Annotated in this window: 19 protein-coding genes; 4 read left to right on the forward strand and 15 right to left on the reverse strand. The window is 73.2% G+C overall.

Annotated elements, in window-relative coordinates; genetic code table 11:
- Nucleotides 1–68: 68 nt before the first annotated feature.
- The 4 genes from FB554_RS11580 to FB554_RS11595 form a co-directional block, all read right to left on the reverse strand.
- Nucleotides 69–1049 carry a ribose-phosphate diphosphokinase gene (locus tag FB554_RS11580; protein WP_142006242.1) on the reverse strand — a complete coding sequence of 327 codons (981 nt, stop codon included), beginning with the start codon at nucleotides 1047–1049 and terminating at the stop codon, nucleotides 69–71.
- A gap of 62 nt (nucleotides 1050–1111) precedes the next feature.
- Nucleotides 1112–1804, reverse strand: a complete 693-nt coding sequence (locus FB554_RS11585) for a potassium channel family protein (protein WP_142006244.1) — start codon at nucleotides 1802–1804, stop codon at nucleotides 1112–1114.
- Nucleotides 1805–1819: 15 nt separating this feature from the next.
- Nucleotides 1820–3166, reverse strand: coding sequence for a TrkH family potassium uptake protein (locus FB554_RS11590; protein ID WP_170206859.1), 1347 nt, complete (start codon nucleotides 3164–3166; stop codon nucleotides 1820–1822).
- Nucleotides 3163–4500: a TrkH family potassium uptake protein gene (locus tag FB554_RS11595; RefSeq protein ID WP_142006246.1), complete on the reverse strand. Its 1338-nt coding sequence runs from the start codon at nucleotides 4498–4500 to the stop codon at nucleotides 3163–3165. Before FB554_RS11595 ends, FB554_RS11590 begins: the two co-directional genes overlap by 4 nt.
- A 55-nt stretch (nucleotides 4501–4555) precedes the next feature.
- On the opposite strand from FB554_RS11595, the gene FB554_RS11600 reads away from it, so the two are divergent.
- Together FB554_RS11600 and FB554_RS11605 are read left to right on the forward strand one after the other, a co-directional pair.
- Nucleotides 4556–5779, forward strand: coding sequence for a class I SAM-dependent methyltransferase (locus FB554_RS11600; protein WP_142006247.1), 1224 nt, complete (start codon nucleotides 4556–4558; stop codon nucleotides 5777–5779).
- A gap of 79 nt (nucleotides 5780–5858) precedes the next feature.
- Nucleotides 5859–7172, forward strand: coding sequence for a glycoside hydrolase family 3 N-terminal domain-containing protein (locus FB554_RS11605; protein ID WP_142006249.1), 1314 nt, complete (start codon nucleotides 5859–5861; stop codon nucleotides 7170–7172).
- Between the two features lie 104 nt (nucleotides 7173–7276).
- Here FB554_RS11605 and tsaD read toward each other — a convergent pair whose 3' ends face one another.
- The 9 genes from tsaD to glmS form a co-directional block, all read right to left on the reverse strand.
- Nucleotides 7277–8326: a tRNA (adenosine(37)-N6)-threonylcarbamoyltransferase complex transferase subunit TsaD gene (gene tsaD / locus FB554_RS11610; protein ID WP_142006251.1), complete on the reverse strand. Its 1050-nt coding sequence runs from the start codon at nucleotides 8324–8326 to the stop codon at nucleotides 7277–7279.
- A gap of 60 nt (nucleotides 8327–8386) precedes the next feature.
- Nucleotides 8387–8842: a ribosomal protein S18-alanine N-acetyltransferase gene (gene rimI / locus FB554_RS11615; RefSeq protein WP_142006253.1), complete on the reverse strand. Its 456-nt coding sequence runs from the start codon at nucleotides 8840–8842 to the stop codon at nucleotides 8387–8389.
- Nucleotides 8843–8901: 59 nt separating this feature from the next.
- Nucleotides 8902–9570, reverse strand: coding sequence for a tRNA (adenosine(37)-N6)-threonylcarbamoyltransferase complex dimerization subunit type 1 TsaB (gene tsaB / locus FB554_RS11620; RefSeq protein WP_142006254.1), 669 nt, complete (start codon nucleotides 9568–9570; stop codon nucleotides 8902–8904).
- A gap of 9 nt (nucleotides 9571–9579) precedes the next feature.
- Complete coding sequence (gene tsaE / locus FB554_RS11625; protein WP_236022463.1) at nucleotides 9580–10080, reverse strand: tRNA (adenosine(37)-N6)-threonylcarbamoyltransferase complex ATPase subunit type 1 TsaE; 501 nt, start codon at nucleotides 10078–10080, stop codon at nucleotides 9580–9582.
- Between the two features lie 65 nt (nucleotides 10081–10145).
- The gene (locus FB554_RS11630) at nucleotides 10146–11303 is read right to left on the reverse strand and encodes an alpha/beta fold hydrolase (protein ID WP_142006258.1); all 1158 of its coding nucleotides are present in this window, start codon (nucleotides 11301–11303) and stop codon (nucleotides 10146–10148) included.
- Nucleotides 11303–12448, reverse strand: a complete 1146-nt coding sequence (gene alr, locus FB554_RS11635; protein WP_142006260.1) for an alanine racemase — start codon at nucleotides 12446–12448, stop codon at nucleotides 11303–11305. The genes FB554_RS11630 and alr overlap by 1 nt, the downstream gene beginning before the upstream one ends.
- 226 nt (nucleotides 12449–12674) lie before the next feature.
- Nucleotides 12675–14171: a bifunctional ADP-dependent NAD(P)H-hydrate dehydratase/NAD(P)H-hydrate epimerase gene (locus tag FB554_RS11640; protein WP_142006262.1), complete on the reverse strand. Its 1497-nt coding sequence runs from the start codon at nucleotides 14169–14171 to the stop codon at nucleotides 12675–12677.
- A 7-nt stretch (nucleotides 14172–14178) separates the two neighbouring features.
- Nucleotides 14179–14535, reverse strand: a complete 357-nt coding sequence (locus tag FB554_RS11645; RefSeq protein ID WP_142006264.1) for a holo-ACP synthase — start codon at nucleotides 14533–14535, stop codon at nucleotides 14179–14181.
- Nucleotides 14536–14573: 38 nt separating this feature from the next.
- Nucleotides 14574–16427 (reverse strand): glutamine--fructose-6-phosphate transaminase (isomerizing), encoded by a 1854-nt coding sequence (gene glmS / locus FB554_RS11650; RefSeq protein WP_142006266.1) that lies wholly within the window; start codon nucleotides 16425–16427, stop codon nucleotides 14574–14576.
- A gap of 66 nt (nucleotides 16428–16493) precedes the next feature.
- Here glmS and coaA point away from each other — a divergent pair, with 66 nt between their 5' ends.
- Nucleotides 16494–17459 carry a type I pantothenate kinase gene (gene coaA / locus FB554_RS11655; protein ID WP_142006268.1) on the forward strand — a complete coding sequence of 322 codons (966 nt, stop codon included), beginning with the start codon at nucleotides 16494–16496 and terminating at the stop codon, nucleotides 17457–17459.
- 23 nt (nucleotides 17460–17482) lie between these two features.
- Here the strand turns inward: coaA and FB554_RS11660 are convergent, their stop codons facing one another.
- Together FB554_RS11660 and FB554_RS11665 are read right to left on the reverse strand one after the other, a co-directional pair.
- Nucleotides 17483–17854, reverse strand: coding sequence for a hypothetical protein (locus tag FB554_RS11660; protein ID WP_142006270.1), 372 nt, complete (start codon nucleotides 17852–17854; stop codon nucleotides 17483–17485).
- Nucleotides 17855–17948: 94 nt separating this feature from the next.
- Nucleotides 17949–18296 (reverse strand): hypothetical protein, encoded by a 348-nt coding sequence (locus FB554_RS11665; RefSeq protein ID WP_142006272.1) that lies wholly within the window; start codon nucleotides 18294–18296, stop codon nucleotides 17949–17951.
- A 42-nt stretch (nucleotides 18297–18338) separates the two neighbouring features.
- On the opposite strand from FB554_RS11665, the gene FB554_RS11670 reads away from it, so the two are divergent.
- Nucleotides 18339–19748 carry a class II fumarate hydratase gene (locus FB554_RS11670; protein WP_142006273.1) on the forward strand — a complete coding sequence of 470 codons (1410 nt, stop codon included), beginning with the start codon at nucleotides 18339–18341 and terminating at the stop codon, nucleotides 19746–19748.
- Nucleotides 19749–19978: the final 230 nt, after the last annotated feature.

Below are 19978 nucleotides of genomic sequence, written 5' to 3' on the forward strand. Positions count from 1 at the left end.
GTGCCGAACGACGATTTCGTACGCCGTCGCCCGGCGCGGGCACGAGCCCGCACCACCCCGCACGGGGCTCAGCCCAGCGGCAGCGTCTGCGGCGGCGGCCCGTGCGTCGGGTCGACGCCGTCGAACAGGCTGGAGACCGACTCGCCAGCATGGCTGCGGGCGATGGCCTCGGCGAACAGCGTGGCGATCGAGCGCACCTGCAGCTGCGGCCAGCCCTCGGGGGCGGGCACGGTGTCGGTGGTCACCACCTCGCGGATCATCGGGTGCCCCTGCAGCCGCTGGACCGCCGGCCCGGCGAACAGCCCGTGCGTGCACGCCACCGCGGCCTCGGTCGAGCCGAAGTCCTTGAGCCGCTCCAGCAGCTCGATGATCGAGCCGCCGGTGGCGATCTCGTCGTCGAGCACGATCGCGCGCTTGCCCGCGACGTCGCCGACGATCGCGTCGATGACGACCTTGTCGTCGGCCTTGCGCTGCTTGCTGCCGGCCGCGACCGGGAGCCCCAGCAGCCGCGCGAACTGGGTGGCGGTCTTGGCGTTGCCGAGGTCGGGCGAGACCACGACGGTGTCGGTCAGGTCCTGCCCGCGGAAGTGGTCGGCGAGCACGCCGATGGCGGTGAGGTGGTCGACCGGCACCGAGAAGAACCCGTGCACCTGCGGCGCGTGCAGCGCCATCGTGATCACCCGGTTGACCCCCGCCGTGGCGAGCATGTCGGCCACGAGCCGGCCGCCGAGCGAGATGCGCGACGCGTCCTTCTTGTCCGAGCGGGCGTACGCGAAGTGCGGGATCACCGCGGTCACCTGGGCGGCCGAGGCGCCTTTGGCGGCGTCGACCATGAGCAGCAGCTCCATGAGGTGCTCCTGCGTCGGCGGCACCAGCGACTGCACGATGTAGACGTCGCGCTGGCGGCAGTTGGCGAGCAGCTGCACCTGCAGGCAGTCGTTGCTGAAGCGCTTGATGTCGACCTCGCTGAGCCGCACCCCGAGGTGGGCGCAGATGCTGCGGGCGAGCGCAGGGTGGGCCGAGCCGGAGAAGACGACGATGTCGCGCACGAGACCTCCAGGGGGCGTCCGGCTTCCAGGGTTGTGCCGTACGTCTTCGGCAGCGTAAGCGCTCAGGCGCGCCCGCGGGCGGCCTCGGTGCTGAACAGCTCGACCTTGTCCGTCGGGCCGGCGACCACGAGCTCGTGGTCGCGCTCGACCACGGTCTCGGGGCGGGCGTACTCGAAGTCCTCGCGGACCTTCTTCACACCCACCACGGTGACGCCGAACTTGGTGCGCAGCGCGACGTCGGCGAGCGACTTGTCCCACGCCCAGCGCGGGGCGGCGGTGCGGGCGATGGCGAAGCCGTCGTCGAACTCCAGGTAGTCCGACAGCGACCCGGAGATCATGTGCGCCACCCGCTCGCCCATCGCCGACTCGGGGTAGACGACGTGCCGGGCGCCGATGCGCTCGAGGATCTTGCCGTGCTGCTTGGTGATCGCCTTGGCCCAGATGTCGGTGACGCCCAGGTCGGCGAGGTTGACCACGGTCAGCACGCTCGCCTCGACGTCGGTGCCGATCGCGACGATGCCCCGCTCGAACTCGGCGACGCCGACCTGGCGCAGCGCCTCGGGGTCGGTGGAGTCGACGACCGCGGTGTAGGTCAGATCGTCGGCGAACTTCTGCACCAGCTCGGGGTTCTCGTCGATCGCGACGACGTCCCAGCCCTGGTCGATGAGGCTGCGGGCGGTGGCTGCGCCGAACCGGCCGAGGCCGACGACGAGCACGGCCCGGTCACCGGGGCTCGGGGGTTTGCGGAACGCCATGGTGTCCTTCCGGGGTCAACCGACGATGGGGCGCTCGTCGGCGAGGCGGTAGCGGCGGTGCCGCCGGTTGAGGGCCAACGAGGTGACCACGGTGATCGTGCCGACTCGGCCGATGAACATCAACACCATGAGCACGACCTGCGCCGGCGCGTTGAGGCCGGTGGTCACGTTGGCGGACAGCCCGACCGTGCAGAACGCCGACATCGCCTCGAAGACGACCCGGTTGAGCGGCTGGTCGGTGAACAGGGTGAGCGCGATGGTGCCGGCGACCACGCACGCGACGCCGCCGAGGGCGATGGTGAGCGCCTGGCGCTGCACGTCCTCGGGGATGCGGCGGTGGGCGAAGATGACGTCCTTCTCGCCGCGGATCTCGGCGACCATGACGAACAGCAGGATCAGGAACGTCGTGATCTTGATGCCGCCGGCGGTGCCGGCGCTGCCGCCGCCGATGAACATCAGCACCAGGTGGGTGACCATCGACTCGTCGGAGATCAGCGTGTAGTCGACCGAGTTGAACCCGGCGGTGCGCGGGAAGACGGCGCCGGCGAGCGCGCCCACGCCCTTGTCGTACACCGACAGCGGGCCGAGGGTGCCGGGGTTGGCCCACTCGAACGCTGCGAACGAGACGAACCCGATGCTGAACAGCGCCAGCGAGCCGTAGACGGTCAGCCGGGTGTGCACCGACCAGGAGTCGGGCTTGCGCCACTTGTTGCGCAGCTCGAACAGCACCGGGTAGCCCAGGCCGCCGACGAAGATCCCGAAGCACAGCGGCCCGATGATCATGATGTCGCCGACGTAGCGCGAGACGCTGTCCGGCCACAGCGAGAAGCCGGCCGAGTTGGCGCCCGAGACCCCGTGAAAGATCCCCTGCCACAGCGCGGTCGGCCAGACCATGTCGTAGCCGAACCGGAAGCGCAGCACCAGGCAGGTGACCACGACCAGCTCCAGCAGCAGGAACAGCCGGACGATGCGGGCCAGCAGCAGGCGTACGTCCCCGACGCTCAGCGTGTGCGCGTCGCGCTGGGCGGCCATCCGGTCGCGGATGCCGAGCCGGCCGCGCACGAACAGCGCGGTGAGCGTGCCGAGCGTGACGATCCCGAGGCCACCGAGCTGGACCAGCAGCAGGATCACGCCCTGGCCGAACGGGGTCCAGTAGGTGCCGGTGTCGACGGTCGTGAGGCCGGTGATGCACACGCCCGACACGGCGGTGAACAGCGCGGTCACGACCGGAGCGTTGCCCGGCCCGACCGTCGCGAACGGCATGAGCAGCAGCGTGGTCCCGACCGCGATGGCGGACAGGTAGGCGGTCACCACCATCCGGGCAGGCGTGGTGAGCAGGCTGCGCGACTTTCCTTCGCTCATCCGATGATCGGCCGTTCTTCGGGGAGGCGGTAACGGCGGTGGCGGTGCTGGGCGCGCAGCGCCATCGATGTCGCGAAGGTAATGGGTCCGACGCGTCCGACGAACATCAGCAGCATCAGCACGACCTGCGAGGGGACGTCGAGCGTGGGGGTGACCCCCGCCGACAGACCCACCGTGGCGAAGGCCGACGAGGCCTCGAACATCGCGAGGCTGAGCGGCAGCCCGGCCAGCAGCATGAGCACCATCGCCCCGCCCGCGACCAGCGCCACGCCACCGAGCGCGACGGTCAGCGCCTGGCGCACCGTGTGCGAGCTGATCGAGCGGTGCGACATGACCGCGTCGCGCTCGCCGCGGATCTCGGCCCACATCGCACCGGCCAGCACGAGGAACGTCGTGATCTTGATGCCGCCCGCAGTGCCTGCGCTGCCGCCGCCGATGAACATGAGCACGCTGGTCACGAGCAACGTCTCCTCCTGCGCGGAGGCGTAGTCGATCGAGTTGAAGCCCACCGTGCGGGGGAAGGCCGTGCCGCCGAGCGCACCGACGAGCTTGCCACCCACCGACATCGGACCGAGCGTGTCGCGGTTGGTCCACTCCAGCGCGAGGAACGCGACGAACCCGATCGCGAGCAGCGCGACCGTGCCGGCCACGGTGAGGCGGGTGTGCAGCGACCAGCGGTGGGGCGTACGCCAGCGTCGCCACACCTCGAACACCACCGGGTAGCCGATGCCCCCGAGGATGGCCGCACCCGAGATGACGCCGATGAGCCACAGGTCGGTCGCGAAGCTCACCAGGCTGTCGGAGTAGAGCGCGAAGCCGGCGTTGTTGACGCTGGAGATGGCGTGGAAGAACGCGTGCCAGGCGGCGGTGCCCCAGTCACCGTCGTACGCCTGCCGGAAGCGCACGAGCAGGAAGCAGAAGACGGCCAGCTCCAGCAGCAGGAACCAGCGCACCACCCGGCCCACGACCTGGCGCACGTCGCCGAGGTGGGTGCTGTGCGTGTCGGCCGCCGCGAGCTGGCGGTCGCGCTGACCGAGCCGGCCGCGCACCGCGAGCGCCAGCAGCGTCGCGAGCGTCATGATCCCGAGCCCGCCGATCTGGATGAGCGCCGCGATGACCACCTGCCCGAAGGGGGTCCAGTAGGTCGCGGTGTCCACCGTGGTCAGGCCCGTGATGCACACCGCGCTGACCGCGGTGAAGATCGCCGCCGACACCGAGCCGCTGCCCGGCTGGGTCGTCGCGATCGGCAGCAGGAGCAGCAGGCTGCCGACGATCACGGCCAGCGCGTAGGCGGTGACGACCAGCCGCGCCGGGGTCGCGATCAGGCGCGTCATCCGGTGCCTCCGTGCGCGGTCGTCTGCGATTCGGTCGTGCGCCAGGATGGCACCCATGGACCCGGCTCTGGTGCACAGGCTCACCTCGGGAGAGGGGTGGGGCCTGCTGCAGTCGCTGCCGCCGTACGACCCGGCGGGCGCGCTCGCGCTCGGCGAGCGGCTGCGCGCGGCCGGGTTCGACGCCGACCTGGTGGCCGCCGCGCTGACCCAGTCGCGGCTGCGGGCGGCGGCCGTCGACAAGCTCGGGCCCGACGCCGCCGAGATGCTGCTGACCCAGGACGGGCTGGAGCAGGCGACCCGGCGCGCGGTCGCCGACCACCACGCCCGGCGCTTCCGCGACGCCGGCGTCTCGCGGGTGCTCGACCTCGGGTGCGGCATCGGGTCCGACGCGATGGCGTACGCCCGCGCCGGCCTGCGCGTCGACGCCCGCGACGCCGACGAGACCACCGCGCTGATCGCTGCCGCCAACCTGCGCCCGTGGCCGCGCTCGACCGTCGAGACCGGGCTCGCCGAGGACGTCGTCCTGCCGCGCGGCGAGGCGGCCCGCGGGCTCGGTCTGTGGCTCGACCCCGCCCGCCGCGTGCCCGGCGTCGCCGACGTGACCGGCCGCACCCGGCGGGTGTTCCGGCTCGAGGAGATCAGCCCGACCTGGGAGACGGTGCGCACCCTCGCCGGGGCGGTGCCGGCCGCGGGCGCCAAGCTGTCGCCGGCGTTCCCGCACGCGCAGGTGCCGCCGGGCGCCGAGGCGGCGTGGACCTCCTACGACGGCGAGGTCGTCGAGTGCGCGCTGTGGTGGGGGGCGCTCGCGCGCACCGCCGGGCGCACCGCGCACGTGCTCGGGCCGCGGGTCGACGCGCTCGTCACCGAGAAGATGGCGGCCGGCGCGACCACCGAGAGCCCCGACGTGCCCGCGACGGGCAGCTATCTGTACGAGCCCGACCGGGCCGTCATCCGCGCCGGGCTGGTGGGCGCGCTGGTCAACGCGACCGGGGGCCGCGAGCTGGCGCCGGGGGTCGGCTACGTCGTGGCGCAGCGCGAGGTGCGGCTGCCGTGGGCGCGGCGGTTCGTCGTGACCGAGGCGATGCCGTTCAACGTCAAGCGGCTCCGGGCGGCGCTGCGCGACCGGGGCGTCGGGCGCCTCACCGTCAAGAAGCGTGGCGTGAGCATCGAGCCCGACCAGCTGCGGCGGCAGCTGCGGCTCAAGGGCGACGCCTCGGCCACCTGCGTGCTCACCCGCGCCGGCAGCACCCAGGTGGCGCTGCTGGTGAGCGGTCCGTGAGGGCGGCGAGAGGCGGCGGAGCGGCGGGCGGCGGAGCGTGACGCCGGCGAGAGGCGTCTCGCTGGTTACCGTGGGGGCCATGCGCCCCACCCGACTGCTCGTGCTCGTCAGCGCCGTGGCCCTGGTCGCCACCGGATGCACCTCCGGCGACGGGTCGTCGGAGTCGGCGTCGAGCCCGGGTTCGGGAGGTACGCCCGCCGCACCCGGGTCGGGACCGGCGGGCTCGTCGTCGCCGGCCGCGTCGACCCCCGGGGCCTCCTCCGCCGACCCGTCGGCGACCACCGACTCTGCACCCGGATCGGCGAGCTCGCCTGGTAGCAGCCAGAGCTCGGCGACCAGCAGCAACGGCTGCGCCGACCGGATCGTCGCGCGGCTCACGCCCGACCAGCGCGTCGGCCAGCTCGTGATGGTCGGGTTGCAGGCCGGCAGCCCCGCCTCGAGCGTGACGTCGGTGGTGCGCGAGCACAACGTCGGCAACGTGCTCTACCTCGGCGGCTGGGAGGGCAACGACCTGGTGTCGCGCACCTCCGCCGAGCTGCAGCGCGCGGTCGGCCCGGAGAGCACCGGCGGGCTGCGGTTGCTGGTGGCGGCCGACCAGGAGGGCGGCGCGGTCTGGCAGCTGCGCGACCCCTCGACCCCGCGACTGCCCCCGGCCGTGGAGCAGGGGCGGGCCGCGCCCGCCCAGCGGCAGGCGTACGGCAGGCAGGTGGGTTCGCTGCTCGACAAGGTCGGGGTCAACGTCAACCTCGCGCCGGTCGCCGACACGGTGCCGACGTCGATCGGCGAGGCCAACCAGCCGATCGGGCGGCACGGGCGGCAGTACGGCTCCGACCCCGCCGCCGTCGGGCCGGCGGTGCAGGACCTCGTGCGCGGCATGCACGCCGGCGGCGTCGCCACCACGCTGAAGCACTTCCCGGGCCTCGGCCGGGTCACCGGCAACACCGACTTCACCGCCGAGGGCACCGACGACTCGGTCGCGACCCGCAGCGACCCCTACCTCGGGCCGTTCCGGCAGGGCATCCAGGCCGGCTCGGAGCTGGTGATGATGTCGTCGGCGCGCTACCCCAAGATCGACGCCGACAACCAGGCCGTCTTCTCGCGCACGATGATCACCGACGTGCTGCGCGGCCAGCTCGGCTTCGGCGGCGTCGTGATCACCGACGACCTCAACGCCAAGGCGCTCTCCGGGGTGCCGGTCGGCGAGCGGGCCACCCGGTTCGTCGCCGCCGGCGGCGACATCCTGCTCACCGGGCGGGCCGCGGACGCGGGACCGATGACCCAGGCGCTGCTCGCCCGCTCATCGACCGACCCGGCGTTCGCCAAGCAGGTCGACGCGGCCGTACGCCGGGTGGTCGGGCTCAAGGTCGCCCGCGGCCTCGCCCCCTGCGGCTGACCCACCCCCACAACGCATGAAACCGGGTTACGTGCGTTTGACCCTGATGAATCGAGGTCAAACGCGCGTAACCCGGTTTCATGCCCGCGAAGGTGACGCCGGCCTCAGGACGCGCGCAGCTGCTCCACCGGCATCGAGGAGTCGGCGGGCAGCGCCAGGTCGGAGGCCGGCAGGCCGCGCATGACCATCTGCGCCCCGAGCGCCGCGACCATCGCGCCGTTGTCGGTGCACAGCCGCGGGCGCGGCACGCGCAGGCTGACACCGGCCGCGGCGCAGCGCTCCTCCGCGAGCGCGCGCAGCTGGCTGTTGGCCGTCACGCCGCCGCCGATCTGCAGGTCGCGGATGCCGAGCTCGGAGCACGCGAGCAGCGCCTTCCTGGTGAGCACGTCCGCGACGGCCATCGAGAAGCTCGCCGCGACGTCGGCCACCGGCACCGACTCCCCCGCCCGCTCGCGCGCCTCGACCCAGCGCACCACGGCGGTCTTCAGCCCCGAGAAGGAGTAGTCGTAGCGGTGCCGCTCCATGTCGTGCCGCGCGGTCAGCCCGCGCGGGAACGCGATCGCCGCCGGGTCGCCCTCGCGCGCGGCGCGGTCGATGTGCGGGCCACCGGGATAGGGCAGGCCGAGCACCCGCGCGACCTTGTCGTACGCCTCCCCCGCCGCATCGTCGATCGTGCCGCCGAGCTCCTCGACGTCGGTCGCGATGTCGCGCGCGACCAGGAGGTTGGTGTGCCCGCCGGAGACGAGCAGCGCGACCGTCGGCTCCGGCAGCGGGCCGTGGTCGAGCACGTCGGCGCACACGTGCGCGGCGAGGTGGTTGACGCCGTACAGCGGCTTGTCGAGGCACAGCGCCAGCGCCTTGGCGGCGGCCACGCCGACCATCAGAGCGCCCGCCAGACCGGGGCCGGAGGTCACAGCGACGGCGTCGACGTCGGCGAGCCGGTGGCCCGCGTCGGCGCTGGCCCGCTCGAGCATCGGGATCATCGCCTCGAGGTGGGCGCGGCTGGCGACCTCGGGCACCACGCCGCCGAAGCGGGCGTGCTCGTCGACGCTGCTGGCGAGCGCGTCACCGACCAGCGTGGTGCCGCGCACGAAGGCGACGCCGGTCTCGTCGCAGGAGGACTCGATGCCGAGCACGAGGGGTTCAGCGGCCATGGGTCGAGGATCCCTCAGCCCGCCCCAACTCCCAAAAATGCGCGAGGCGGCTAGGCATGCCTATCCGCCTCGTGCATTTTTGGGTGTTTCGAGCAGGCGGCGCAGCACCAACGCGTCGACACCACCGGGTTGGTAATAACCGCGCCGCACGTTGATCTGCTCGAAACCGTTGCGGGCATAGAGGTTTCGCGCCGCGACGTTGTCGGCACGCACCTCGAGCAGCACCGCCTCGACCCCCGCCTCGCGCGCGATCTGCAGCAGCCGGTCGAGCAGCCGCTGCCCGAGCCCGCGGCCCTGCGCCTGCGGGCTCACCCCGATCGTCATGACGTCGGCGACGTCTCCGGCCACGTCCAGCCCGCCGTACGCCGTCGCCCGGTCGTCGGGGCCCGTCGCCACGACGTACACCCGTCGCGGTCGCTCCCGCAGCTCCGCCCACCAGGTCGCGGCCGGCCACGCGTCGTGCTCGAACAGCAGCGCGTCGATGCGCACCAGGTCGTCGATGTCGGTCCAGCGCATGGGCCGCAGCGAATCCTCTTGCATCCCAGGCATATTCGCGCCTCCGACCTCGTCGGGGATCACGGTCCGGCGGGAGTGCGGGGCGCCTGCGGCTGGGCGTCGGGCCGACGCAGGTAGAGCGGCTCGGGCACCAGCAGCGGCCGGCCGGCCGCGAACTCCGCCTCGGCGAGCTCGGCCAGCGCCCCCGCGGAGACGTCGAGCGGTCCGAGCGGGTCGCCGGTGAGCAGGTCGGGGTAGAGGTCGTGCCCGCGGCCGGCGCTCGGCAGCGCCCGCACGTCGTCGGGAAGCTCTCCGGGGCGGACCACCTGCGGCTCGCCGTCGCGCTGCGCCCCGTGTGCCCCCGCGCGGTAGGTCGCCCAGTAGACCTCCTTGCGCCGCGCGTCGGTCGCGACCAGGAACCGCTCCGGCGCCCCGGTCGCGACCACCTGCCGGGCGATGGCGTCGAGGCTGCACACGCCGTGCACCGGGATCCCGAGCGCGAGCCCCATCGTGCGCGCGGTGACCACGCCGACCCGCAGGCCGGTGAACGGGCCGGGCCCGACCCCGACGACGACCGTGGTCAGGTCGGCGGGCCGCAGCCCGGCGTCAGCGAGCACGTCACGCACCGCGGGGGCGAGCGTCTCGGTGTGCCGCCGCACGTCGATCTCGCTGCGCTCGGCCAGCGTGCGACCGGCGGCGCGGACGGCGACCGTGACGGCTGACGTGGCGGTGTCGAGAGCGAGCAGCACGGCGCGAGGCTACGCCAGCGCGGCGATCTGCGACCACACGGCCGCCCAGCGCGCACCGTGCCCACGCGCGACGATGATCCGGGGCACGTCGCCCGGCTCCTCACCCGGCTCCTCACCCGAGCCACCCGAACCCCCCGGCCCGTCACCCGAGCCACCCGACCCGTCCCCCGCCCGGTCCAGCGTCAGCTCCAGGTAGTCCTCGCTGAGCGCCTCGGCCAGCCCGTGCCCCCACTCGACCACGGTGACCGCCTCGGCGAGCTCGGCGTCCAGGTCGAGGTCGTCGAGCTCGGCGGCACCCTGCAGCCGGTAGGCGTCCACGTGCACCAGCGGCGGCCCGCCGACCAGGCTCGGGTGCTCGCGCGAGACGACGAACGTCGGCGAGGTGATCGGCCCACGCACCCGCAGCCCGAGCGCGAGGCCCTGGGTGAAGGTGGTCTTGCCGGCGCCGAGGCCGCCGGTGAGCAGCACCAGGTCGCCCGCGCGCAGCAGGGCGCCCAGCCGCTCGGCCAGCCGCTGGGTGGTCGCGACGTCGCGCGCGACCCAGCGCGCGGTGAGCGGCTCCTGCTCCGGTGAGGTCACGCGGGTCCCCGGCCGGTGCCCGCGCCGCGCACCCGCCGGCGAGCGGCCATGTCGGTGACGGTCTTGCGCACCCGGCGACCGCTGCGGGGACGCTCGACCGCCCGGCGGGCCCGGGCGATGAGCGCGATCAGCTGCTCGTTGACCAGATCGGGGTGCTCCAGCATCAGCATGTGCCCGGCGTCGTCGACCACGACGTGCTCGGCGCCGTGGATCGCCGAGACGATCGCGTCGGAGTGCTCGGCCGGGGTGAGCTTGTCGGCGGTGCCGTTGAGCACCAACGTCTCGATGCCGTCGAAGGCCTTCAGCGACATCAGCTGGTCGTGCTTCATCAGCTCGGACAGGAACGCGCTGACGACGCTCATCTTGGTGCTGAACACCATCTTGCCGGTGTGCCGCACCACCGACATGGGCACGTGCGAACCGAACGAGAAGTGATGCACCACAAGGGATTCCACGTCGCGGCCGGCCTTGAGCGCAGCCGCCAGCAGCGCCTCACGACCGGCGAGCTGAGCCACCGCGACCGGCCCCATCCGGTGCACGAGCGACCCGATCGGGCTGCCCAGCCCCCAGTTGACCTCCGCCAGCCCGCCCGAGCTCGTGGCGACCAGCGCGGCGCCGATGACCCGCTCGCGCAGCACGTCGGGGAACTGCGCGGCGAAGCTCATCAGGGTCATGCCGCCCATCGAGTGGCCGACGAGCACGACCGGCCCCTCGGGCACCGCCTGCTCCAGCACCGCGGCGAGGTCGCGGGCCAGCTGCTCGATGTTGTACGACGTCGGCTCGCCCTCCTCGGACCGGCCGTGCCCGCGCAGGTCGAACAGCACCACGCGATATCCGGCCTCACGCAGCGCGCGCCGCTGGAACACCCACGACGCGAGGTTGAGGGTGTAGCCGTGCACGAGCACCACCGTCGGCGTGCGCCCGTTGGCGGGCGGGTCGGCGCGCGGCTCGTCGATCTCGACGTGCAGCGGCACCCCGTCCTCGGTGATCACCGCGAGCTCGTGGTCAGCGGTCTCGGCGAAGTCGTCGTGGACCCCGAGCCGCACCGCGGTCGAGCGGCTGCGCCACAGCCGGTCGGCGGTGACCCCGAGGGCCGCGCCGGCGCCCGTGGCCACCGCGCCCACCCCCCAGGCGAGCACTCCTCCGCGAGCCATCAGGCCGGCTCCTCGCCACCGACGTACGTCCGGGGCAGCCGCGAGCTCATCCGCGCCACGATCTCGTAGGAGATCGTGCCGGTGGCCTCGGCCCAGTCCTGGGCGGTGGGCTCGCCACCGTCGCCGGGCCCGAACAGCACGATCGGGTCGCCCGCGGCGACCTCCTCGTCGCCCACGTCGACGACGAACTGGTCCATGCAGACCCGGCCGGCCACGGTGTGCCGCTCGCCGTTGACCAGCACCGGACCCACCGAGGAGCCGGCTCGCGGCACCCCGTCGGCGTAACCGATCGGCACGTCCACGAGGCTGGTCTCGCGGTCGGTGACGTAGGTGTGGGCATAGCTCACGCCCTGCCCGGCCGGCACCCGCTTGGTCACCGTCGCGCGCGCCTGCACGCGCATCGCGGGGCGCAGGCCGAAGTGGGCGGGGTCGCCGATCTGCGGCACGGGCGTCAGGCCGTAGACCGCCAGGCCCGGACGCACCATGTCCCAGGCCGCGCTCGGCTGGGTGAGGGTCGCGGCGGAGTTGGACATGTGCCGCGTCTGCAGCCGCAGCCCGGCCCGCTCGGCGTCGCGCACCCGCTCGGCGAACAGCTCCTGCTGGGTCAGCACCGTCGGGTGCTCGGGGGCGTCGGCGTAGGCGAAGTGGGTGAACAGCCCGACGACCTCCACGCTGCCCTCGGCCTGGGCCTTGGCCGCGGCATCGCGCAGAGCGTCCCAGTCGGCGCCGAACGCGCCGTTGCGGCCGAGACCGGTGTCGACCTTGAGCTGCACGCGGGCGGTCGTGCCGGTGATGCGGGCCGCCGCGACGGCCGCCTCGAGCTCCCACACGGCCGGCACGCCGATGTCGATCCCGGCCCGCACGGCCGGCTGGAAGTCGGTGCCGGGGGCGGTCAGCCAGGTGAGCACGGGGGCCTCGATGCCGGCCTCGCGCAGCGCGAGCGCCTCGGACATCTGGGCCACCCCCAGCCACGTCGCGCCGCCGCGCAGCGCCGCCCGGGCGACCGGCAGCAGCCCGTGGCCGTAGGCGTCGCCCTTGACGACCGCCATGACCTCGGCGTCGCCGGCGTACTCCTTCAGCCGGGCCACGTTCTGCTGGATCGCCGTGAGGTCGACGGTGATCCAGGCCGGTGGTTGATCGTTCATCCCGGTCAGTTTCGCACGGCGGATTGTGCGCCAGCCGAACGACACTCGTGCCTTACGCCACCGTCACAACCCCCGATATCGGCCGCTGCCGCAGCCCCCACCCCGCAGGGACCGTCACAACCCCCGATATCGGCCGCTGCCGCAGCTTCCACCCCTCGGAGACCGTCACAAGCCCCGACACCGGGGGTTGTGCCGAGCGCGTACGCCCCTCGCCCAGCCCGTACGCCTACGCCGGCTCGGTCAGGACGCCGGCCACCGTGCGTCCGAGCGCGAGGGCGACGTCCAGCGCCCGGACGGGCCCGCCGGGGTTGGCCCGGTCGGCCGCCATCCCGTGCACGGCCGCGGCCATCGACCCGGTGTCGAGCATCGAGCAGCCGGAGGCCGCGAGCGCGCCGGCGAGCCCGGCCAGCACGTCGCCCGCACCGGCCGTGGCCAGCCAGGCCGGCCCGTCGGACTGCGACCGCACCGGCAGCCCGGTCGAGGTGGGCGGCACGACGACGGTCACCGCGCCCTTGACCAGCACGGTCGCGTCGAGCCGGTCGGCCACCGCGCGGGCCACGAGCACCGGCCGCTCCCGGGTCATCTGGACCCACGACGCCTCCGACCGCCCGGCCCGCGGCAGCCCCCGCGGCCGCAGCCGCTTGGCCAGCCGCGCGAGCTCTCCGACGTGCGGGGTGAGCAGCGTCGGGGCCGACCGCGGCTTGCTCAGCAGGTCGAGCGCGCCGGCGTCGACGACGCACGGCACGTCCTCCCCGAGCGCGTCCTCGGCCGCGCGCAGCTGGGCGCGGCCCGGCGAGGTGCGGTCGCCCGAGTCGAGCCCGGGGCCGACCAGCCAGGCCTGCACCCGGCCCTTGCCGGGCACCGCCTCGGGCACGGCGGCGTGCACGAGCCCGGTCGGCGTGGGCGGCCCGACGTAGCGCACCATCCCGACCCCGGCCGTGGCAGCAGCGGTCGTCGCCAGCACCGCCGCGCCCGGATAGCGCTCTCCACCGGCGACCACGCCGAGCACGCCGCGGGTGTACTTGTCGTCGAACGGCCCTGGCACCGGCCACATCTCGGCGATGTCGGCGCGCGTCAGTCGCTCCACCGCAGCACGCTCGGGCTCCTCGACGCCGATCTCCACGACGGTGAGCAGCCCGGTCGCGGCCTCGCCCGCAGGCAGCAGGTGCACCGGCTTGGCCAGGCTGAAGGTCACCGTCTCGTCGGCGAAGAAGGTCTCGCCCGGCTCGATGCCCGCAGGGTCGGAGCCGCTGGGCAGGTCGACGGAGACGACGTACGCCGTCTCGGGCACCGCGTCGCGCAGCCGGACCGCGCTCTCCCGCAGCCCGGCGCTGCCGCCGATGCCGGTGACGCCGTCGACCACGACGTCGGCCTCACCGAGCGCGGCGGTCACCTCGTCGGGGTCGGACTCGGCCGCCAGCACGACGCAGCCGGCGCCGCGCGCTGCCTCGACGCCGTCCTCGTGGGCCCGGTCGGAGAGCAGCACCACGGCGACGTTGTGCCCGTCGGCGGCCAGCCGCGCGGCGGCGTAGGCCGCATCGCCGCCGTTGTCGCCCGACCCGACCAGGGCCACCACGCGGTCCCCGTCGCGCTGCTCGAACCGCGCGGCCACCACCTCGGCGAGCCCGGTGGCGGCGCGCTGCATGAGCTCGCCGTCGGGCAGGTCCGCCATGGCGGCCGACTCGGCGCGGCGTACGGAATCGACGCTGAATGCACGAATCATGCTGCTATCACTCACTTTCCGCGATCACGACGGCCGACGCGATGCCCGCGTCGTGGCTCAGCGACAGGTGCAGCGTGTCGATGCCCAGCGCAGCCACCCGCGCCGCCACCGTGCCCTGCACGAGCAGCTCGGGACGTCCGTCGTCGTGCTTGCGCACCGTCGCGTCGGTCCAGTGCAGCCCGGCCGGGGCGCCCAGTGCCTTGGCGAGGGCCTCCTTGGCCGCGAACCGGGCCGCCAGGGAGTTGATCGGCAGCTGCGCCTCGTCGGCGGTGAACAGCCGCTCGCGCAGCGCGGGGGTGCGCTCGAGCGTCTGCTCGAAGCGCGCGACGTCGACGACGTCGATCCCGACTCCGACGATCGCCACTGCCGCTCCCTCCGCCGGTCCTGCCGTGCCCGCCGGCCCTACTCGACCGTGACCGACTTGGCCAGGTTGCGCGGCTGGTCGACGTCGAGGCCCTTGGCGCTGGACAGCTCCAGCGCGAAGACCTGCAGCGGCACCACGGTCAGCAGCGGCGCGAGCATCGGCGAGGTCGACGGCACCCGGATGATCTCGTCGGCGAACGGCTCGACCGCGGTGTCGCCGTGCTCGGCGATCACCAGGGTGCGGGCGCCACGGGCGCGGATCTCCTGGATGTTGGAGACGACCTTGCCGTGCAGCCCGTGCGGGGTGCTCGGCCCGGGCACGACGATGAACACCGGCTGGCCCGGCTCGATCAGCGCGATCGGGCCGTGCTTGAGCTCGCCCGCGGCGAACCCCTCGGCGTGGATGTAGGCGAGCTCCTTGAGCTTCAGCGCCCCCTCCATCGCGACCGGGTATCCGACGTTGCGCCCGAGGAAGAGCACCGAGCGGGTGTCGGCCATGAACCGGGCGATCTCGCGCACCCGCTCCATGCCGTCGAGCAGCTCGGTGATCTTGCCGGGGATGTCGTGCAGCTCGGTCAGCACCTGCTGCGCGTCGTCGGCGTAGGACCCGCCGCGCAGCTGCGCCAGGTAGAGGCCGAGCACGTAGCAGGCGGTGATCTGCGCGAGGAACGCCTTGGTCGAGGCGACCGCGATCTCCGGCCCTGCGTGGGTGTAGAGCACGGCGTCGGACTCGCGCGGGATGGTCGAGCCGTGCGTGTTGCACACCGAGATGGTGAGTGCGCCCAGCTCGCGGGCGTGCTTCACGGCCATCAGCGTGTCCATCGTCTCGCCGGACTGGCTGATCGAGACGACCAGGGTGCGGTCGCTGACGATCGGGTCGCAGTAGCGGAACTCGTGGGCCAGCGACACCTCGACGGGGATGCGCGTCCAGTGCTCGATGGCGTACTTCGCGACCATCCCGGCGTACGCCGCCGTGCCGCACGCGACGATCGTGATCCGGTCGACCTGGCGCAGCTTGTCCTCGTCGATGCGCAGCTCGTCCAGCGTGAGCCGGCCCTGCTCGTCGGTGCGGCCGAGCAGGGTGTCGCCGACCGCCTGGGGCTGCTCGTTGATCTCCTTCTCCATGTAGGTGGAGTAGCCACCCTTCTCGGCGGCCGCGGCGTCCCAGTCGACGTGGTAGCGCTTGCCCTGCGCGGGCGTACCGTCGAAGTTGATGACCGTCGCGCCCTCGGGCGTGATCGTGACGATCTGGTCCTGCTCCAGCTCCATGGCCTCGCGGGTGTAGCCGATGAACGCCGCGACGTCGGAGCCGAGGAAGTTCTCGCCCTCGCCGAGGCCGACCACGAGCGGGCTGTTGCGCCGGGCGCCGACGACGACGTCGGGCTGGTCGGCGTGCACCGCGAGCAGCGTGAACGCGCCCTCCAGCGACTGCACGACCTCGCGCATCGCGGCGGTGAGGTCGCCGTCGTACGCCCGCGCCAGCAGGTGCGCCACGACCTCGGTGTCGGTCTCGCTGCTGAACTCCACGCCCTCGGCGACCAGCTCGGACTTCAGCGCGTGGAAGTTCTCGATGATCCCGTTGTGGATCAGCGCCAGCTTGCCGTCCTCGCCGCCGCGGTGCGGGTGGGCGTTGGCGTCGGTCGGGCCGCCGTGGGTCGCCCAGCGGGTGTGCCCGATGCCGGTGCCCGACTCGGGGAGGGGGGTCTCGGTGAGCGCCTCGCGCAGGTTGGCCAGCTTGCCGGCGCGCTTGTCGGTCGCGACCGACTCCCCGTCGACCAGCGCCACCCCGGCCGAGTCGTAGCCGCGGTACTCCAGGCGCGCGAGCCCCTCCATGACGACCTCGAGGGCCTTGCCGTCGCCCCGCGGGCCGACATATCCGACGATTCCACACATGAGGGGCAGCCTATTGCGTGCCCGACCGGGCCCACCCCGCCCGGTGCGGTCGGCAACAATGAGCCGGTGACCTCACCGTCAACGACCGCGCGGGAGACCTATCCGTCGCCGTACGTCGAGCTCGACCGGAGCGACTGGGCGCGGCTGCGCCGGGCGCACCCGATGAGCCTCGACGCCGACGACCTGCAGCGGTTGTCCGGCCTGGAGGAGCCGATCGACCTGCGCGAGGTCGAGGAGGTCTACCTCCCGGTCTCGCGGCTGCTGAACTTCTACGTCGGCGCCACCTCGGGGCTGCACCAGGTCACCTCCGACTTCCTCGGCGAGAGCCCCGCCAAGACCCCGTTCATCATCGGCGTCGCCGGCTCGGTCGCGGTCGGCAAGTCGACGACCGCGCGCGTGCTGCGCGAGCTGCTGGCCCGGTGGGACGACACCCCGCGCGTCGAGCTCGTCACGACCGACGGGTTCCTCTTCCCCAACGCCGAGCTCGAACGCCGGGGACTGTTGGAGCGCAAGGGTTTTCCGGAGTCGTACGACCGCCGCGCCCTCGTCCGGTTCGTCGCCGAGGTGAAGTCGGGCAAGGCCGAGGTGACCGCCCCGGTCTACTCCCACCTGGTCTACGACATCGTCCCCGGCGAGCGCACCGTCATCCGCCAGCCCGACGTGCTCATCGTCGAGGGGCTCAACGTGCTGCAGCAGCCGGTCGTCACGCCCGAGCGCCGGTCACCGCTGGCCGTGTCGGACTTCTTCGACTTCTCGATCTACGTCGACGCCCGCGAGCGCGACATCCGCCGGTGGTACGTCAACCGCTTCCTCACCCTGCGCGGCACCGCCTTCGCCAACCCCGACTCCTACTTCCACCGCTTCGCCGCGCTGTCCGACGACGAGGCCGTCGCGCGCGCGACGCAGATCTGGGAGTCGATCAACTACCCCAACCTCATGCAGAACATCGTCCCGACCCGCAGCCGCGCGAGCCTGGTGATGCGCAAGCGCCCCGACCACACGGTCGGCCAGGTGTTCCTGCGCAAGCTCTGACGGACGTACGGCCCTCGCCCGGCTCAGCGCCGGGCCGTGACGGTCGTGGCGGGTGAGAATGGCAACGGGTCGTCGATGGCTTGCGCTGATAGCTGCCGGCCGTTCACGGTGAGCACGCGCGACCCCAGCGGTCCGGCCAGCCGCACCTCGATGCCGACGGTGTCCAGACTGGCGGTGCAGGCCTCGAGGTAGGTGACGGTGTTGCGGTCGACGACGTCGACGGTGACGACGACCCGCTCGCTGGTCTCCGTGGCGCGCACCTCGCCGATCTCGGTGGTCCCGGCGCAGTTGCTCACGGGCACCTCGAGGAGCAGGACGCGCTCGGCGCCCCGGACGTACTTCGCCGTGACCGACTGCGCGGGTCTGGTCGTCGTGCCCGGCGGTGGCAGGCTCATCGGAGAGTCCGGCGGCCGCAGCGAGCAGCCCGTGGCCGTGAGGGCGAGGAGCATTCCGGTCGCCAGGGGTGCGCCGCGGACCTTCATCGGACCGTCAGCGCCGGAAGCGCTCGCCCTCCTCGTCGACCAGGATGTCGTCGAAGTCGTCCTCGTCGTCGCTCTCGTCCCACTCCTCGACCTGCGGGTGGGACCGGCGTTCGAGTGCCCACAGGGCCAGCCAGACACCGGCGAAGACCGCGATCGCGCCGAGCATCCCGAGCGCGAATCCGACCAGCCCATAAAGGATCTGGGCGCCGTTGGTGGTGGGTTCGCCCAGCTCGTCGGTGGTCTCGGGCGCGAAGCCGACCGCCGCGTTGGCCGCGGCCACGCCGGCGAACACCGACAGGACGGCCGCCACGAACCAGTAGGCGATCGCGACGGGGCGACGGTTGAGCAGGCGCATGCCGCCTATTGTGACCGGTTCCGCGCGACGCATGATGGAGACATGTCGGAGACGCCTCGCACCGAGAAGAACACCCGCACCGAGCACGACTCCATGGGAGCCGTCGAGGTGCCCGCCGACGCGCTCTACGGCGCGCAGACCGCCCGGGCGGTGGAGAACTTCCCGATCTCGGGTCAGCCCGTGCCGCCGGAGATCGTCCACGCGCTCGCCCGGATCAAGGCGGCAGCCGCGGCGGAGAACGGGGCGAACGGCGTCCTCACCGCCGAGCAGGCCGACGCCATCGTGGCCGCGGCGGGCCGGGTGGCCGCGGGTGAGTACGACGACCACTTCCCGATCGACGTGTTCCAGACCGGCTCGGGCACCTCGACGAACATGAACGTCAACGAGGTGCTGTCGCACCTGGCGCAGCGCGACGCCGGCGTCACGGTGCACCCCAACGACCACGTCAACGCCGGCCAGTCCAGCAACGACACGTTCCCGAGCGCGATCCGGCTGGCCGCAGCGGTCGCCGTGCGCGACCGGCTCGACCCGGCGCTGGCCACGCTGCAGGCGTCGCTGGAGCGCAAGGCCGGCGAGTTCGGGGACGTCGTGAAGGCCGGCCGCACCCACCTGATGGACGCGGTGCCGGTGACGATCGGCCAGGAGTTCGCCGGCTACGCCCGGCAGGTCGCGCTCGGGCGGCAGCGGATCCGCGAGGCGGCGGAGTACGTCCACGAGCTGCCCCTCGGCGGCACCGCCACCGGCACCGGGCTCAACGCCCGCCCCGGGTTCGCGAACGCCGTGATCCAGCGGCTGGCGCAGGAGACCGACCTGACCCTGCGCGAGGCCGACGACCACTTCGAGGCGCAGAGCAGCCAGGACGCGGTCGTGGCCCTCAGCGGCGCGCTGCGCACGCTCGCGGTGTCGCTGACCAAGATCTGCAACGACCTGCGCTGGATGGGCTCCGGCCCGCTCGCGGGGCTCGCCGAGCTGCACCTGCCCGACCTGCAGCCGGGCTCCAGCATCATGCCCGGCAAGGTCAACCCGGTGCTGCCGGAGGCCACGCTGATGGTGTGCGCCCAGGTGATCGGGCACGACACGACGATCACGATGGCCGGCGCCAGCGGCGCGTTCGAGCTCAACGTCATGCTGCCGGTCATCGGCCGGGCGGTGCTGGAGCAGATCACCTTCCTGGCCGGCGCCACCGAGACCCTCGCGACGCGGTGCATCGAGGGGCTGGAGGCCGACGCCGACCGCGCCCGCACCTTCGCCGAGTCCAGCCCGGCGATCGTGACCGCGCTGAACTCCTACATCGGCTACGAGGCCGCCGCCGCCGTCGCCAAGCAGGCGGTCAAGGAGGGCCGCACGATCCGTGAGGTCGTGATCGAGCGCGGCCACGTCGAGCGCGGCGACCTCACCGAGGCCCAGCTCGACGAGGCTCTCGACGTGCTGCGCATGGCCACGGGGCGCTAGGCGTACGCCCTCGCCGCCCCGAGCTGGTCAAGCACGACGCGGCCAGGCTCGAGCGGTGAGCCGGATCGGTGATCGACCGTGCGCGCCGGCGCACTCCTGGTCACCGGTCCTGCTCACCGATCCACCCCACCCGGGGACCCAGCACGGCTCGGCGACGATGCCGGCAGGCCGGAGCGTGCGACGGGCTGCCGGAGGAGGAGCTGAACCGGGGAGCCCAGCACGGCTCGGCG

This window comes from Barrientosiimonas humi (assembly GCF_006716095.1).
GTDB lineage: Bacteria > Actinomycetota > Actinomycetes > Actinomycetales > Dermatophilaceae > Barrientosiimonas > Barrientosiimonas humi.